The organism is Parasphingorhabdus sp., assembly GCF_039968395.1.
Taxonomy (GTDB): domain Bacteria; phylum Pseudomonadota; class Alphaproteobacteria; order Sphingomonadales; family Sphingomonadaceae; genus Parasphingorhabdus.
Map to the genome: position 1 here is coordinate 14866 of NZ_JBDVPV010000004.1, position 16869 is coordinate 31734.

Consider the following 16869-nt stretch of genomic DNA (forward strand, 5'->3'; position numbering starts at 1 on the left):
GGATGACGTCATCGTAAAGCCAGCTTATACCGGACAAATGAATCGCGGATCTGACAGAGTAAGAGTCATCCTCCTGAATGCTGCGCTGGGTCCGCTGGATTACAGTGTACCGGAAGGCATGTATGCGGTACCCGGATCCATAGTCATGGCACCCCTGGGTCCGCGCTCTGTCCCGGGTGTTGTTTGGGATATGGAGAGCTTTCCGGTCGATGAAATTGATGCGAAACGCCTGCGTCCTCTGCGTGAACTTCGCGACGTCCCTCCCCTGTCTGCCCCGCTGCGGCGCCTCATCGAATGGACCGCACAATATTATCTGGCATCCCCTGCATCCGTTTTGAGGATGGTGTTATCCAGTGGTGCAGCCTTCGCCGACAATCGTCCGATCATTGAATATCGTTTGAACGGTGTGGTGCCCGGTCGGATGACACCGCAGCGCGAACAGGCACTAAACGCGCTTGGGGACACGCAGGCAAGCATCGGAGAACTGGCAAACAAGGCCGGCGTATCCGTAGCTGTCATCCGCGGCCTTGAAAAACTGGGAGCATTTGATCGCTTTGAAGTACCGGCATTTTCCGTAACTTCATTGCCCAAAGCCAGTTTTTCAAAGGTAGAATTAAACGATGATCAAGCGCGTGTCGGTGATATCCTTGTCGCAGCGGTAAAAAAAGCCAAATTCAAGCCATACCTGCTCGATGGAGTGACCGGTTCGGGAAAAACGGAAGTCTATTTTGAAGCCATTGCCCAGGCCCTGACGCAAGATCAGCAAATTCTGATTCTCTTGCCGGAAATCGCGTTGACCGAACCGTTTCTTGACCGGTTCAAGACGCGGTTTGGAGCCGAGCCGGTTGCCTGGCACAGCGGATTGAAACAATCTGATCGCAAACGAAACTGGAGAGCGCTTGCTTCGGGAGAGGCCAAAGTGGTTGTGGGCGCGCGATCAGCTCTGTTTCTGCCATATCACAATCTTGGATTGATCATTGTCGATGAAGCCCATGAAGTCAGTTTCAAACAAGAGGATGGTGTGCGCTATCATGCCCGTGATGTTGCGGTAATGCGCGCCATGCACGAAAAGATCCCGATTGTTCTGGCGTCGGCAACACCGGCGATTGAAAGTCGGCATCAGGTTGAACAGGGCACCTATGAACAGCTTGAACTGCCGGCACGCTTCGGCACTGCCGCCTTGCCGACTGTGGAAGCTCTGGATCTGACCCGGGACATCCCGCCCAAAGGCTCCTGGCTCGCGCCGACATTGGTGAACGCTTTGGAAGAAAACCTCAAAAAAGGTGAGCAATCCCTGCTGTTTCTCAACCGCCGGGGATTTGCACCGCTGACCTTGTGCCGAACTTGCGGTCACCGGATCAACTGTCCAAACTGTACAGCCTGGATGGTCGAACACCGGCTCACGCGAAGACTGGCCTGCCACCATTGCGGGCATGTCATGCCACAACCGGAAAAATGTCCTGAATGTGACGACGAAGATTCTCTCGTTGCCTGCGGTCCCGGCGTTGAACGCATTTGTGACGAAGTAAAAATGCTCTTCCCCGAAGCCAGAACGGCGATTGTCACTTCCGACACGATCTGGTCTCCCGCCAAAGCCGGCGAATTTGTTGCTCAAATGGAAGCCGGGGCTATCGACATTGTCGTGGGGACGCAGCTTGTCACCAAAGGCTACCACTTTCCCAATCTGACATTGGTTGGGGTTGTCGACGCCGATATTGGACTGGAAGGCGGCGATTTACGTGCAGCAGAACGGAGTTTTCAGCAAATTGCACAGGTTGCCGGCCGAGCCGGTCGAGCCGAAAAACCCGGACATGTCTATGTTCAAACTCGCATGCCCAATGCTGCAGTCATACAGGCCATTATCAAGAATGACCGGGATGGCTTTTACGCTGCCGAGCTGGAGGCGAGGCGCGCAGCTGCAGCGCCACCCTTTGCTCGGCTAGCTGCCATTATCGTTTCTTCGGAGGACAATAGTGAGGCCATGGAAGTCGCCAGAATGATCGGTCAGACCGCACCCAAGGTAGAGGGATTTTCAGTCTATGGTCCGGCCCCCGCCCCGCTGGCGATGTTGCGCGGCCGGCATCGTCACCGGCTGCTCATTCATGCGCACCGCTCCGTGGAGTTGCAGGTGATTGTGCGGGACTGGCTGGAACAACTGGAATGGCCACGCGCGGTGCGCGTTGGTGTTGATGTTGATCCTTATAGCTTCGTCTAGGTTCGAAACATCAAATTAGCTTTGAATATTGCAGCAATTTGCCGCATGTCGTGCCGATGACCAGAATCTTCATTCTCCTCGCCAGCCTGTTGTGCACCGCCCTTGTTGCGAGTCCGGTTCAAGCCGACCCTGCGGACATTAGTGCAGCCAGTCGTTCCGTAGTCCGTGTAGTCCTGGCCGCAACGGACGGCAACAAAGTTGCTTTTGTCGGCCATGGCAGCGGCTTTGCAGTGGCACCCGACAAGATCGTGACCAATGCACATGTCGTGGAAATCGCGCGCAGCGAACCGTCGGTGGTTATCGGCATCATCCCCTCGCAGGGCGGTAAAAGCTATGGCGGAAAAATCATTGCCTTTTCACCGGGAAATGACCTCGCGCTGATACAGGTTCAGGACGGCGGGCGCATTCCGGCAATGACTGTGTTCAGCGGTCCGATTGCAGATGGCGCCGATGTCGTTGCCGTGGGTTATCCCGGTTCCGTTGATCGGGCACAGGGTCTTGATCTCGATGATCTTATCAATCCCATGTCGCCGGTAAAAACAAGAGGATCTGTCTCTGGCGGGCGAACCACCCGGGAATTTGATACGATTCTGCACACCGCCCCTATTGCCAGCGGGAATAGTGGCGGCCCGCTGATCGACAATTGCGGGCGAATCCTGGGTGCCAACAGCTTTGGTTCCCTGTCCGATGGAAATGATGCAGAATTTGGTTTCGCTGTCTCCAATCGCGAAATTCTCGCCTTTTTGAGAAAGGCAGGGGTAACTGCTAATGCTTCATCGGTGGCGTGCCGATCCTCGGCAGATATCACTCGGGCAGAACAACAACGGGAAAATGCAGCCAGAGCCGCGGTAGAGGCAGCCAAAAAAGCGGAAATTGAAAAACGCGAGGCATTGCAAACCGAACTGCGGACCAGCGTCTCCCAGATGATCATTGTCGAACGCGAAAACCACATCGCAATTGCTGCTCTCATGCTCGTATTATCTCTCGGTGCTGCCGGCGGCGCAGGCTATTTGTTTGTCACCGAAAAAATCAACCCTGCCCGCGCGGCCCTCGCAGGCGCTGGTATATTGTTGATTGGATCCGTAGTTGTGTTTTTGTCCAGACCGGATTTTTCCGAAATTGAAGACCGCGTAGCCGTTGCCATGAAAGAGCAATTTCCCGCGGGATCTAATGGAAACGAGCAGCAAATGGCTGCAACTTCGGGAAAATATGTCTGCCGGCTAAATCCTCAACGCAGCAGGATCACCGTATCACAGCTCGATGAGGTTCCATTCGAATGGGAAGATGGAGGCTGTGTCAACGATCGCACACAATATGGTCGTGATGGTGCCAAATGGTCGCGGATATTCGTCCCCAACGAAGAGCAGACGGTTACGATCAGCAGCTTCGATCCCAATCGCGGCGAATATACGACCGAACGTTATTTGCTCGGATTGGCCGCTATGACCAGAGCACGCGAGATCAGACAGAAATATGGTAACCGGGCCTGTACGAAAGACAACCAGTCGCTGTCCGATATTGAAGACATGGTCAAGGCTGTCCGCCAGGAACTGCCGGGCCAAGCCAATGAACGGTTGGTTTATGAGTGCACATTGGGCGAATAGGCACGGCGGTGATTACAGTTCGATTTGAAATATCCGTTTTGCCTGCTCCTCGAAACTTGCCATTGCTGCTCGCCAGGGACCGGGGCCATAGCTGATCCGGGCGACTCCCAGTTCCGCCAGCCTCAGGATTTCTGGAGAATCTGGCATCATCATGATATTTACGGGAAGCTCCGATTTCTCGCAAAGCGTGGCAATTAACTGTTCATCCCTGACAAACGGAACAAACAAACTGCGGGCGCCGGCATCTGCGAAAGCCTTGCCACGTTCGAGAGCCAGTCGAACCAGTGCCTGATCATGTTCCGGCAAGGGCGTCTGGATAAACAAATCGGTTCGGGCATTCACGAAAATGCCGGTACTTGCGGCGGCTGCCAATCGGGTTGCCTGTTCATCAATGTCACGCAATCCGCCCGAATTCAGATCCTGATCTTCAATATTGAGGCCAGCTACGCCGATATCTTTCATCGATCGGGCATTAGCTTCTACGTCATCGGACTGTTCGCCATAGCCTGTTTCCAGATCGATGCTGACGGGAATATCGACAACCGATGTGATGTGCTTTGCATTGGTAACCGCAACATCAAACGGTAATGCTTCGCCGTCTTCATATCCTTGCGCTCCTGCAACTGAGAGGCTTCCGGTCGCCACAGCCCTAGCTCCAGCACCCGCAACGATTTTCGCGCTTCCAGCATCCCAGATATTATAGAGTATCAGCGGTCTGCCCGGTTGATGCAGTTTTGCAAATCTCGCTACCATATCGCTCATATCGCCGACTCCTCTTTGAGCAGTTTCTCTTTGATTTCCAATCCATAAGCATAGCCGCCCATGGTTCCGTCACTGCGCACCACACGGTGGCAAGGGATCAGAACGGCGACATTATTGGCTCCATTGGCACTGCCCACGGCTCGAACAGCCTTGGGTTTGCCGATTGCTGCCGCAATATCTGCATAGCTGCGGGTTGCGCCGTGGGGAATTTTCCGGAGCTCGTTCCAGACGGCTTCCTGAAAAGCTGTGCCTTGAACATCAAGCGGAATGGAATGCGGGCGGCCGGGCGTTTCAACCTGTGCGACCACGTCCTTCAATAGTTTTTCAAATTCCTTCCCCCCGCGTTCCAGATCGGCTCGGGGAAAACGGGCCCGCAATTCTTCTGCGCCTTCATTGAAAGAAAGACAACACACACCCTTATTCGTTGCCGCAACCAGCATCCTGCCCAGAGATGTTTCCACATTGGTCCAGTGGATAACCACCCCTGCTCCGCCATTTTTCCAGGCCCCGGGTTTCATTCCCATCTTCCTTTCCTCATAGAAGCGCGAAGCTGATCCATAGCCCGCACCGTGAATGGCTTCTGTAACCGAGGATCCCGCTTCCAAAGCATCTTTTGCCCGTTCAGACCTCAGAGCCCTGGCATATGCCGCAGGAGACAATCCGGTATCGCGCTTGAAAATGCGCTGTAAATGGCTTGGAGAATAACCCGTCATCTTCCCGAGTTCCGATAGTTTCGGAACAGTCTCTGCCATGCGGATGGCATCAATAACGGACTTTACAGCCGCATCATCGCGGGCCACATCCTTTGGCAAACAGCGCAAACATGCACGCAATCCGGCAGCTTCTGCCTGCTCAGGCTTCGCGAAAAAACGCACATTTTCACGTTTTGGGTGACGAGCGGCACAGGATGGGCGACAATAAATGCCGGTGCTCAAAACGCCAGTCACAAACTTGCCGTCATAAGCTCGGTCTCTTGATTGCATGGCGGCCCAGGCCCGATCGCCATCAACCTGATCGGCGTCGATGCTGTCGTTGCTCATCGTTCAAACCTTTCCACGCGCGCAACGAAACATCCATGCGCTGCATTGTGCACATCTATATAGGCCACCTCGTCCAGTTCCAGCAAATGCCTGATGGTTTTATCGGCCTCATCGGGCATTGCCAGCCCCGCAGTCTTCAGCATGACATCCGCTCCGAAAGCCCGCAGGCCTAGCGGTCGCCCTTCAAAAACCGGAGGCACCCGGTCGGTATATTGAGCAGCCGTGACCGCAGCAGTTCTGGCATAAATTGCATAAGCACTGCGATAAGGCGAAGATACGTCATGCGATACGTGGTGGAACACGATCAGCTCTTCCCCTTCTTCAGCATCCACCAGCGACACCCGGCACGGAAAGCCAGGCTTGCTGGTCGCCGTTACCCGCACAACCGAAATCTCCGATTCATTCTTGTCATGAAACATTTCGACCGGGTTAAGTCCCGTGATCTGGTAGGTCATTTTGAATCTCCTGTCTGTCGATTTGTCTCCAATTAGCGCCCACAACCCGAACACCGCATCCCGGTTCTTGCGATCAAAGCAAAATATTACCTGTGACATAATCAAACACCGCAAAATTCTGCGTTTTTTTGGAAAGTCGAAAATGTTTCCCAAAGCCATCTTGCATCGCAGCAAAATGGTTGCTAGACGCCCCGCATCCGTGGGCGAAATCAAAGGATTCTCGCGCAGTTTACAGATGAAATCACATCCCGTTACTGGCCGGGATTTCAGGCCAGTAAATTACGGCAAGGAGTTACTAACGCGTGGAGAATTCCAGCGGCATTCGGGCGAGTTTAGCAGGGCGTTACGCTACTGCGCTCTTCGCTCTGGCCACCGAAAACAAAGCCATTGATGCGGTAGAAACGAGCCTCGCGACTCTTGGCCAGGCGATGACCGAATCGGATGATTTGACTGCGCTCACCAGCAGTCCGGTGTTATCCCGCGCAGATGCCGGCAAGGCAATTGCCGCGACGTCCAAGTCGCTACAGCTCGATGAACTGACCGGCAATGTGCTCGGCGTTCTCGCTGCGAATCGCAGACTGGACCAGATCCCGGCTCTTATTCGCGCCTTCACCACGCTATCCTCCGGGCATCGCGGCGAAGTCACGGCAGAAGTAACCTCTGCTCATCCTCTGGATGACGCGCAGGTTGAAGCATTGAAAATGCAACTCAAGAAGCGCGTCGGCAGCGACGTGAGTGTTTCCACATCTGTCGATCCGTCCATATTGGGCGGACTTGTTGTCAAAATTGGCAGCCAGATGATCGACAGTTCAATCAAAACCCGTCTCAACACGTTATCTCAGGCCATGAAGGGCTAAAGGAAGACTATAATGGATATTCGCGCAGCAGAAATTTCAAAGGTCATCAAGGACCAGATCGCCAATTTCGGCAACGAAGCTCAGGTTTCAGAAGTCGGAACTGTTTTGGCAGTTGGTGACGGTATCGCCCGTATTCATGGTCTTGACCAGGTACAGGCCGGCGAGATGGTCGAATTCTCGAACGGTATTCAGGGCATGGCGCTGAATCTTGAGGCTGACAATGTCGGCGTCGTGATTTTTGGTTCTGACGCTGAAATCAAAGAAGGAGACGTTGTCAAACGGACCGGTACGATTGTGGACGTTCCCATCGGCAAGGAATTGCTCGGACGCGTTGTTGACGGCCTTGGCAACCCGATTGACGGCAAAGGCCCGATCAAAACCAAAGATCGTAGCCGTGTCGAAGTCAAGGCGCCGGGCATTATCCCGCGTAAATCTGTGCACGAACCTGTGCAAACCGGTCTGAAAGCGCTTGATGCGCTCGTTCCTGTTGGCCGCGGCCAGCGCGAATTGATCATTGGTGACCGTCAAACCGGCAAAACCGCAGTCGCCATCGACACGTTCATCAACCAGAAGACGGTCAATGAAGGCGATGACGAAAACAAAAAACTTTACTGCATTTATGTTGCCGTTGGTCAAAAACGTTCGACAGTTGCGCAAATCGTGAAGAGCCTCGAAGAAAACGGCGCGATGGAATATTCGATTGTTGTTGCCGCTTCAGCTTCCGAGCCTGCTCCTCTGCAATATCTCGCACCATATACAGGTGTGACCATGGGCGAATATTTCCGCGACAATGGCATGCACGCATGTATCGTTTATGACGATCTCTCAAAACAGGCTGTGGCTTATCGTCAAATGTCCCTGCTGCTTCGTCGTCCTCCCGGACGTGAAGCTTATCCAGGTGATGTTTTCTATCTTCATAGCCGCCTGCTGGAACGCGCGGCGAAGATGAACGAAGACAACGGGTCTGGTTCGCTCACCGCTCTGCCAATCATTGAAACACAGGCCGGTGACGTTTCGGCGTATATCCCAACAAATGTGATTTCGATTACCGATGGTCAGATCTTCCTCGAAACCGACCTGTTTAACCAGGGCATCCGTCCTGCGATTAACGTGGGTCTCTCGGTGTCTCGTGTGGGTTCAGCAGCGCAGACCAAAGCGATGAAGAAAGTGTCCGGTTCGATTAAACTCGATCTCGCACAATATCGTGAAATGGCCGCGTTCGCGCAGTTTGGATCCGATCTCGATGCGTCCACACAAAAATTGCTGTCACGTGGCGAACGTCTGACTCAGCTTTTGAAACAGGCGCAGTTCTCGCCTCTTCCATTCGAGGAACAGACGGCGTCCATCTATGCGGGTACCAACGGTCATCTCGATGGCGTCGATGTGAATGATGTTGTGCGCTATGAAGAAGCAATGCTGGCACATATGCGTAACGAACATGCCGACATTCTGAAAACGATCCGTGAAAGCGGTGATTTGGCAGATGACACCAAAGCGAAGCTGGAAGACGCACTGGCTGCTTTCGGCGAAACCTTTAGCTAAGCCTGACTAACCCCAACGGGAAAGAGAATTTATGGCTAACCTCAAGGAACTGAAAGATCGGATCGGGTCGGTTAAATCCACCCAGAAGATCACCAAGGCCAAGCAAATGGTTGCGGCGGCGAAATTGCGTCGTGCGCAAATGGCTGCCGAAGCCGCGCGTCCGTATGCCGAGCAGATGGAAAAGGTGATGGGCAACCTCGCCTCTAAAGTCACCGTGGATGAAAATTCATCGAAGCTTCTTGCCGGTACCGGCAAGAACGACACGCATCTGCTGGTTGTTGCGACATCTGATCGCGGTTTGTGCGGGGCGTTTAACGCGAATATCGTAAAAGAAGCCAAGGCCAAGGCAGAAGCACTGCTGACTGAAGGCAAGACAGTGCTTTTCTATATGGTTGGCCGCAAGGGTTTGCCAATCATCAAGCGTCAATTTCCCAATCAGATATTGAAGCATTTCGATACATCGGCCGTCAAAGCCCCCGGCTTTGATGAAGCCAAGGCAATCGCGCTCGAACTGACAGATTTGATCGAAGACGGAAAGTTCGACGTCGCACATCTGTTCTACGGCAAGTTTAAATCAGCACTGGTCCAGGAACCTACGATGCAGCAGATCATTCCGATTGCTGCGCAGGAAGGTACTGTTGCAGAAGCTGGCGGCGCTGTGGACTACGAACCCGATGAAGAAGAAATTCTCGCCGAGTTGCTTCCACGCAACCTGACCACTCAGATTTTCGGCGCTTTGCTGGAAAACATGGCATCCGAGCAAGGCGCGTCGATGACCGCGATGGATAATGCAACCCGCAATGCCGGCGAACTGATCGACAACCTGACCATCATTTACAACCGCAGCCGTCAGGCCGCGATTACGACTGAATTGATTGAAATTATCGCTGGCGCAGAAGCGCTGTAAAGCAAGCACGCAAGGAAGAAGCAAAATGGCAAAAACCAACAATGTAGGCCGCATTTCACAGGTTATCGGCGCTGTCGTCGACGTCACCTTTGATACGGATATCCCGTCCATTCTCTCCGCTCTGGAAACCGACAATGGCGGCAACCGGCTGGTGCTTGAAGTGGCGCAGCATTTGGGCGAAAACACCGTTCGCACCATCGCGATGGACTCCACCGAAGGTCTGACCCGCGGTCAGGAAGTAACCGACACCGGATCACAGATCCAGATGCCTGTTGGCCCGGAAACGCTTGGTCGTATCATGAACGTGGTTGGCGAACCCATTGACGAGCGCGGCCCGATTGGTGCCAAAGCAGTCGCTCCGATCCACGCAGAAGCCCCGGCTTTTGTCGACCAGTCAACCGACAATGAGATTCTCGTTACCGGAATTAAGGTTGTCGATTTGCTCGCACCTTATGCAAAGGGCGGTAAAATTGGCCTGTTCGGCGGCGCCGGCGTGGGCAAGACCGTGCTTATTCAGGAACTGATCAACAACATCGCAAAAGGCCACGGCGGAACGTCCGTGTTCGCCGGTGTTGGTGAACGTACCCGCGAAGGTAACGATCTTTATCACGAGTTTCTCGACGCTGGTGTTATTGCCAAGGACGATGATGGCAATCCAAAATCAGAAGGTTCCAAAGTGGCGCTGGTCTTTGGCCAGATGAACGAACCTCCCGGAGCACGTGCACGTGTGGCCCTGTCCGGCCTGACCCAGGCGGAATATTTCCGTGATCAGGAAGGACAAGACGTGTTGTTCTTCATCGACAATATTTTCCGCTTTACGCAGGCCGGCTCCGAAGTGTCCGCGCTGCTCGGCCGTATTCCTTCGGCTGTGGGTTATCAGCCTACCCTGTCTACTGATATGGGTGCATTGCAAGAGCGTATTACTTCTACCAACAAGGGTTCGATTACATCAGTTCAGGCCATTTACGTTCCTGCCGATGACTTGACCGACCCTGCACCGGCAACGTCATTTGCCCACCTCGACGCAACGACCGTTTTGAACCGTGCGATTTCGGAGCTGGGCATTTACCCTGCTGTTGACCCGCTCGATTCAACATCGCGCGTTCTCGAACCACGCGTGGTTGGCCAGGAGCATTACGACACCGCCCGCGCCGTTCAGGAAACACTGCAGAAATACAAGTCGCTGCAGGACATTATCGCCATTCTCGGTATGGACGAGCTTTCCGAAGAAGATAAGCTGGTCGTTCAACGTGCCCGGAAAATTCAGAAGTTCCTGTCACAGCCTTTCCACGTGGCAGAAGTGTTTACCGGCATTCCCGGTAAATTCGTTGATCTGGAAGATACAATCAAATCGTTCAAGGCAGTTGTCGACGGCGAATATGATCACCTTCCCGAGAACGCCTTCTACATGGTTGGCGGGATCGAAGAAGCGATCGAAAAAGGCAAGCAACTGGCTGCAGAAGCGGCCTAAATGGCAGAGCTGCGCCTTGAAGATTGTGTCAATGACATCTGCCCGTGGTCAGGAGACCCGGTGTCAGCAGACTCTTTGACAGAATATAAAGGCGCAGTTGTTGGCTTTTGCAACACTGGTTGCCGAGACAAATTTGAGAAAGCCGCATCCGTGTTTGATGCAGCGATACAGGACTGAAGAACATGGCAAACCTGCATTTCGAACTCGTAACTCCTGAAAAACTGGTCCGGTCGGATGATGTATTCATGGTTGTCGTGCCCGGAACCGAGGGCGATTTCGGCGTGCTCGCCGATCATGCGCCAGTCATGTCAACAATTCGCGATGCAGATCTGGTGATCTATGCCAGCGAAGGCGCTGCTCCAGAGACCATTACGGTTCAGGGTGGTTTTGCCGAAGTGAACGAAAAGGGTTTGACGGTCCTTGCTGAAGCTGTTTCCTAAGCTTCCAGCACGGTTGCCGCCTTCCGCTCGCTACGCCAGAGCATCAGTCCGCTGAGCAGAATCAGGCTACCCCCGATCAATGCAATCGAATCGATCGGATCACCGAAAATATAAACGCTGATCGCACTTGATATGATCAACTGGATGTAAACCAGCGGTGCTATGGCCGCCGCTGTGGTGCGCATCGTCGCCATAAACAGCAGGAAATGGCAACTTGTGGCCGTTATTGCGATCACCGTACATTTTATAACGACATCCCAGCCCGGCAAGCCGCCGACTACCATCACCGGAACCGTCAAATGACCCAATGTTGCGGCAATGATCAGAAAAATGGCAGCCCAGAAGGACAAATAGAACTGGGCGGCAAAGATGGAACGCTGGCTGGAAACCATACGATTCAGGATCAACATGGCAGCCATCGCAAAGGCGGAGACCAATGGAAGAACGGCAACCCATCCGAATTCTGCCAAATTTGGGCGAAGCATGATCAACACTCCGCCAAAAGCAACCAGGGTTGCCACCCAGGTAGCCGGCCGCATTTTCTCTTTGAGCAGCCATCCCGATAGCAGGGCGGTAATAATGGGATTCACAAACGCGATTGCCACTGCCTCCGCCAGAGGCAATATATAAATCGCCGAAAAGAAAGTGATGGTACCTACGGCCAGCGCCAGACCGCGGGCTGCGTGCAGCCAGGGGCGCCGGATTTGAAAACCGTCCCGTCCTTCCCGCCAGAGCAGGAGAACAGCAAGCGCAATAGCTCCAATACTGAATCGCAATGCTGCTACCGCTGCTGCCGGCCAGTCAATCGCCATCGACTTGACGATCGCATCACCAACCGGAAATCCCGAAAAAGCTATCAAAGCAAGCGTTATACCGCTGGCTGCTGCCCGGTTATTCGCTGATTCCGAGCCATTCAATCAAAATTCCGATCCTGAATACCCATTCGGTGCTATTCGCAGGCAATCGCAACAGAAACAACCGACTTCTTAGATAGATACGCAAATCCGATCGAAACGGTTTGCGCGCGTTGCATTATCGAAAGATTAACCATTTTCGTAGAAACAGGGCCTGTGTCTAATTGTAATGCAACTATTTCCGGCGGAGAACCATGAGCGCATTTGGCAAGAAAAACGGTTTGGGTGGCGGCCGTCCATCCTTTGGTGTTGCAAAACCTATGTCAGGTGGTGGATCAAAATCCGCCTCCAAAGATGACATTGATTCACAGGCAGCTGAAGACGGATCGGGTGGTGAACAATTTCCACCGATAGATTCTGTTCCTTTGCCGGGTGAAGAACAGCAAGGTTCCGCGCCTGCCGATAAAGATGATGCGATGTCGCGTCTGGCTGAGCGCTCCAACCCTCTCCCGGAAGAAGCTGACAAAGACGAAGGCTTTGGCGCATCCGTTCACAAGATCAAGGAACAGGTGCTTCCACGCCTGCTCGAACGGGTTGATCCCGAAGCCGCTGCGACGCTCAACAAGGAAGAGCTGACCGAAGAATTCCGTCCGATCATCATGGAAGTGTTGACCGAGCTTAAACTGACTTTGAATCGCCGCGAGCAATTTGCACTGGAAAAAGTGCTCGTTGACGAGCTACTGGGTTTCGGCCCGCTCGAAGAGTTGCTAGGCAACCCGGATATTTCCGATATCATGGTCAACGGCCCAGAGCAGACCTATATCGAAATCAAGGGTAAGCTCGAAATCGCACCGATCCAATTCCGTGACGAAGAGCATCTTTTTCAGATCGCACAGCGTATCGTGAACCAGGTAGGTCGTCGCGTCGATCAGACCACACCGCTGGCCGATGCGCGCTTGAAGGACGGTTCTCGTGTGAACGTGATCGTGCCCCCGCTCAGCCTCAAGGGCACCGCGATCTCTATTCGTAAATTCTCCGAGAAGCCTATCACACTCGACATGATGAAGGGCTTCGGGTCGATGTCGGACGATATGTGTACGGCCTTGAAAATTGCCGGTGCTTGCCGCTTTAACGTGGTTATCTCGGGTGGTACGGGTTCTGGTAAAACAACAATGCTCAACGCCATGTCGAAAATGATCGATCCGGGCGAACGCGTGCTGACGATTGAGGATGCTGCCGAGCTTCGCTTGCAACAGCCACACTGGTTGCCGCTGGAAACCCGCCCGCCAAACCTCGAAGGCGAAGGTGCAATCACCATTGGCGATCTCGTGAAAAACGCCCTGCGAATGCGCCCTGACCGTATAATTCTCGGTGAGATTCGTGGCGCGGAATGTTTCGACCTTCTCGCTGCCATGAACACAGGCCATGATGGCTCCATGTGTACGCTTCACGCCAACTCTCCGCGCGAGTGTCTTGGCCGTATGGAAAACATGATCCTGATGGGCGACATCAAGATCCCGAAAGAAGCCATTTCCCGCCAGATCGCAGAGTCGGTCGATCTGATTGTTCAGGTGAAACGTCTGCGTGACGGTTCGCGCCGGACAACCAACATCACCGAGGTCATCGGCATGGAAGGTGACGTTATCGTGACCCAGGAATTGTTCAAATATCAGTATCTGGATGAAGATGCCGACGGCAAGATTATCGGTGACTATGTGTCATCCGGCCTGCGCCCCTATACGCTTGAAAAAGCGCGGCAATATGGTTTTGATCAGCCATTGCTGGAAGCCTGCCTGTAAAATTAGCACTATCCGGCTTCGATAAAACCGAATCCGAAAGCCAGTGAAATGCCGAATGTCAGCAATGCCATGGCGGCAATGCTTGACCACGGCATAAACCCGACATTGTTTATGTCTTTCCGGTTATTGCGACGCCGGTTAGCGATCTCTGCAATTATGGCAATCACTGCCGATACGCCGGCAAACATCATCCATAACGGCGGCATTGAGGCTTAGTCCTTGCCCAGCATGTTGATGATGCCGGAAAAGTCCATTCCGCCCTGCCCTTGTGCTTCCGCATATTGCTCGTAAAGCGCCTGCGCCTTGGCCCCCATCGGGACCTCGGCTCCTGCACTCTCGGCCGCTTCCATGGCCAGACGCAAATCCTTGAGCATCAAAGCAGCAGCGAAACCGCCTTCATAGCCATTATCCGCCGGGCTTTGCGGCCCTACGCCGGGAACCGGGCAATAGCTCGTCATGGACCAGTTCTGGCCAGAAGCCTTGGACGAAATATCGTAGAAATTCTGGAGATCAAGACCTAGCTTTTCCGCCATCTTGAACGTCTCACAAGTTGCGATCATCGACGCACCCAAAAGCATGTTGTTACAGATTTTGGCCGCCTGCCCTGCCCCGTTGGCTCCGGCATGGATGACCGCCTTGCCCATATCAGCAAGGATCGGTTCTGCGCGCTTGAAGCCCGCTTCACTACCTCCAACCATGAACGTCAGCGTGCCGCCATTGGCTGCCGCGATCCCGCCAGACACCGGAGCATCCACCGGCACAAGTCCCTTGGCATCAGCCATAGTCGCCACATCTTTTGCACTATCAACGTCGATCGTCGAACAGTCGATCACCAACGTGCCGGGATCGCCGTTGATGATCACTTCATATTCATAGACTTTGCGGACATGCTGCCCGGCAGGAAGCATGGTCACAACCGCTTCCATATTGTTCACAGCTGCTGCCGCTTCACTGACCGGAAGACAGCCGGCTTCGCCCGCTTTGGCAAGTGCTTCACCCGACAAGTCAAAAGCATGCACCTCATGCCCGGCCTTCGCCAGATTGGCAGCCATCCCGCCGCCCATGTTGCCCAATCCGATAAATCCGATTTTCATATCAGCGACCCTTCCAGTTACCTTCGCGTTTCTCGATAAACGCCGCCATGCCCTCTTTCTTGTCCTCGGTAGCGGTCAGGATCTGGAATAGTCGCCGTTCGTGCAACAAGCCCTGATCCAGGTTGGTTTCAAACGCGGCATTGACCATTTCCTTGTTCACCTGAATAGCCATGGGCGGCATTGAAGCGATAACTCCTGCCGCCTTGATCGCTTCGTCGAGCAACTCAGCATGGGGAACCACGCGCGCCACCAGACCGGAACGCTCCGCTTCCTCGGCATCCATCATCCGGCCCGTCAGGCACATATCCATCGATTTGGACTTGCCGACGGCGCGCGTCAGACGCTGGGAACCGCCCATGCCGGGGGCCACACCCAGTTTTATCTCCGGTTGGCCAAATTTCGCATTGTCGCTGGCGATGATAAAGTCTGCCATCATGGCAAGCTCACATCCGCCGCCCAGAGCGAAACCGTTGACCGCTGCGATCCAAGGCTTGCGGGTGGTCTTGACGATCTGGCTGGTCCATTTTGAAAAGAAATCCTCCAGATAGAAATCCGCTGCGGCCTTTTCGTACATTTCCTTGATGTCGGCGCCGGCGGCAAAAGCCTTGTCGCCCGATCCGGTTAACACCGCACAAAGCTGGGTTTCGTCCGCTTCAAACGCTGCAAAGGCAGTGATCAGCTCCTCCAGAACCTGGCTGTTCAATGCATTCAGGGATTTGGGCAGGTTCAATGTCATCAACGTGACTTGTCCCCGCTTTTCGGAGAGAATTGTTTCATAGCTCATAGTGGTTTCCATTCTTCTTCTGCCGGTAGCGGCGCAAAAATTGCATCAATCCATTCATCGGAAACGGCTTCCGGTGTTGGTGGATCCCATTTGGGATCATTGTCCTTGTCAACAATCAACGCCCGCACACCTTCGAGAAAATCATGCATCACCAGCACATGATAGCCAATGCGATATTCGTTGCGCATTTCGTCGGCAAACGTTTCCATCGCAGCGCCTTCCTGCAACTGGCGCAATGCGACCTTGCAGGTTTGCGGGCTTTTCGTACCCAGTGTATCACGTTCCTTTGCCGCCCAGTCGCTATCGTCCGCTTCCAGTTTTGCGAGAATTTCTTCAAATATATCCGAGGCAAAAAACCGATCTATCTTGTCAAGATTTCCGGAAATGCGCGCCTCTGGCACGGTATCCGTCAATTGACCCAAAATACCCTCGATACGGTTGGGATTTTCTGCGATCCGCTCTTTGGCTTCTTCCAATCGACCCGCTTCCAGATAGTGAGTTGCAAGACCTACTTGCTTGCATTCTGCGCCATCGAGGCGGGCTCCGGTCAACGCAAGAAACTGCCCCAACCTGCCGGCCAGCCGCGAGAGATACCAGCCGCCGCCAACATCCGGAAACAACCCAATACCGGTTTCCGGCATCGCAAATCGGGTGTTCTGTGTAGCGACCCGAAATCTGGCGGGCTGTGAAATTCCGACACCGCCGCCCATGGTGATGCCATCCATAAACGCCACAACCGGCTTGGGATATTCAAACAGCAAATGGTTGAGCTGATATTCCTTGTAGAAAAACGCCCGCCCTTCCTTGCCATCCGTCAGCCCGGAGCTACGCAGCATCGCAATATCACCGCCGGCGCAAAACCCCCGACCCTCGCTATGATCGATGATGACCGCCTCGACGCTGTCATCCTCCCGCCACTCCAGCAACGCTTTGGTCATCGCCAGACACATGTCGAGATTCAGAGAGTGAATGACCTTGGGCCGGTTCAGGCTTATATGCCCCACACGACCGGATTTTCGTATGATGAGATCGTCTGTCATTATGG

15 protein-coding genes and 1 pseudogene are annotated in these 16869 nt (G+C 53.8%); 8 read left to right on the top strand and 8 right to left on the bottom strand.

Features of this window, described 5'->3' with window-relative positions:
• Positions 1–37 precede the first annotated feature (37 nt).
• Together ABJI30_RS09360 and ABJI30_RS09365 are read left to right on the top strand one after the other, a co-directional pair.
• Complete coding sequence (locus tag ABJI30_RS09360; protein WP_348017924.1) at positions 38–2215, top strand: primosomal protein N'; 2178 nt, start codon at positions 38–40, stop codon at positions 2213–2215.
• Positions 2216–2271: 56 nt separating this feature from the next.
• Complete coding sequence (locus ABJI30_RS09365) at positions 2272–3819, top strand: trypsin-like peptidase domain-containing protein (protein WP_348017925.1); 1548 nt, start codon at positions 2272–2274, stop codon at positions 3817–3819.
• Positions 3820–3831: 12 nt separating this feature from the next.
• Here the strand turns inward: ABJI30_RS09365 and ABJI30_RS09370 are convergent, their stop codons facing one another.
• Genes ABJI30_RS09370 through ABJI30_RS09380 form a run of 3 tightly spaced genes read right to left on the bottom strand, consistent with a single transcriptional unit; the run spans position 3832 to position 6076 of the window.
• On the bottom strand, positions 3832–4581 hold the full coding sequence (locus ABJI30_RS09370) for an isocitrate lyase/phosphoenolpyruvate mutase family protein (protein ID WP_348017926.1): 750 nt from the start codon (positions 4579–4581) through the stop codon (positions 3832–3834).
• Positions 4578–5621 (bottom strand): methylated-DNA--[protein]-cysteine S-methyltransferase, encoded by a 1044-nt coding sequence (locus tag ABJI30_RS09375; protein ID WP_348017927.1) that lies wholly within the window; start codon positions 5619–5621, stop codon positions 4578–4580. The genes ABJI30_RS09370 and ABJI30_RS09375 overlap by 4 nt, the downstream gene beginning before the upstream one ends.
• Complete coding sequence (locus tag ABJI30_RS09380) at positions 5618–6076, bottom strand: DUF1203 domain-containing protein (RefSeq protein ID WP_348017928.1); 459 nt, start codon at positions 6074–6076, stop codon at positions 5618–5620. The genes ABJI30_RS09375 and ABJI30_RS09380 overlap by 4 nt, the downstream gene beginning before the upstream one ends.
• A 302-nt stretch (positions 6077–6378) precedes the next feature.
• Here ABJI30_RS09380 and ABJI30_RS09385 point away from each other — a divergent pair, with 302 nt between their 5' ends.
• From ABJI30_RS09385 to ABJI30_RS09405, 5 genes are all read left to right on the top strand, one after another.
• Positions 6379–6933, top strand: coding sequence for a F0F1 ATP synthase subunit delta (locus ABJI30_RS09385; RefSeq protein WP_348017929.1), 555 nt, complete (start codon positions 6379–6381; stop codon positions 6931–6933).
• 12 nt (positions 6934–6945) lie between these two features.
• Positions 6946–8475: a F0F1 ATP synthase subunit alpha gene (atpA, locus tag ABJI30_RS09390; RefSeq protein ID WP_348017930.1), complete on the top strand. Its 1530-nt coding sequence runs from the start codon at positions 6946–6948 to the stop codon at positions 8473–8475.
• A 31-nt stretch (positions 8476–8506) separates the two neighbouring features.
• Positions 8507–9382, top strand: coding sequence for a F0F1 ATP synthase subunit gamma (locus ABJI30_RS09395; protein WP_348017931.1), 876 nt, complete (start codon positions 8507–8509; stop codon positions 9380–9382).
• 25 nt (positions 9383–9407) lie between these two features.
• Positions 9408–10853, top strand: a complete 1446-nt coding sequence (gene atpD, locus ABJI30_RS09400; protein ID WP_348017932.1) for a F0F1 ATP synthase subunit beta — start codon at positions 9408–9410, stop codon at positions 10851–10853.
• Positions 10854–11035: 182 nt separating this feature from the next.
• Complete coding sequence (locus ABJI30_RS09405) at positions 11036–11293, top strand: ATP synthase F1 subunit epsilon (RefSeq protein ID WP_348017933.1); 258 nt, start codon at positions 11036–11038, stop codon at positions 11291–11293.
• Here ABJI30_RS09405 and ABJI30_RS09410 read toward each other — a convergent pair.
• The gene (locus tag ABJI30_RS09410; RefSeq protein WP_348017934.1) at positions 11290–12210 is read right to left on the bottom strand and encodes a DMT family transporter; all 921 of its coding nucleotides are present in this window, start codon (positions 12208–12210) and stop codon (positions 11290–11292) included. The two genes, ABJI30_RS09405 and ABJI30_RS09410, sit on opposite strands and share 4 nt — an antisense overlap.
• Before the next feature lie 191 nt (positions 12211–12401).
• Here ABJI30_RS09410 and ABJI30_RS09415 point away from each other — a divergent pair, with 191 nt between their 5' ends.
• Positions 12402–13946 carry a CpaF family protein gene (locus ABJI30_RS09415; protein WP_348017935.1) on the top strand — a complete coding sequence of 515 codons (1545 nt, stop codon included), beginning with the start codon at positions 12402–12404 and terminating at the stop codon, positions 13944–13946.
• Between the two features lie 8 nt (positions 13947–13954).
• On the opposite strand, the gene ABJI30_RS09420 is transcribed toward ABJI30_RS09415, so the two are convergent.
• The 4 genes and pseudogenes from ABJI30_RS09420 to ABJI30_RS09435 form a co-directional block, all read right to left on the bottom strand.
• Positions 13955–14152, bottom strand: coding sequence for a hypothetical protein (locus tag ABJI30_RS09420; protein WP_348017936.1), 198 nt, complete (start codon positions 14150–14152; stop codon positions 13955–13957).
• Positions 14153–14158: 6 nt separating this feature from the next.
• Positions 14159–15049, bottom strand: a pseudogene (gene mmsB / locus ABJI30_RS09425) (3-hydroxyisobutyrate dehydrogenase); the annotation flags it as partial.
• On the bottom strand, positions 15042–15824 hold the full coding sequence (locus ABJI30_RS09430) for an enoyl-CoA hydratase-related protein (RefSeq protein WP_348017937.1): 783 nt from the start codon (positions 15822–15824) through the stop codon (positions 15042–15044). The pseudogene mmsB and the gene ABJI30_RS09430, both read right to left, overlap by 8 nt.
• Positions 15821–16864, bottom strand: coding sequence for an enoyl-CoA hydratase/isomerase family protein (locus ABJI30_RS09435; RefSeq protein WP_348017938.1), 1044 nt, complete (start codon positions 16862–16864; stop codon positions 15821–15823). The genes ABJI30_RS09430 and ABJI30_RS09435 overlap by 4 nt, the downstream gene beginning before the upstream one ends.
• Positions 16865–16869: the final 5 nt, after the last annotated feature.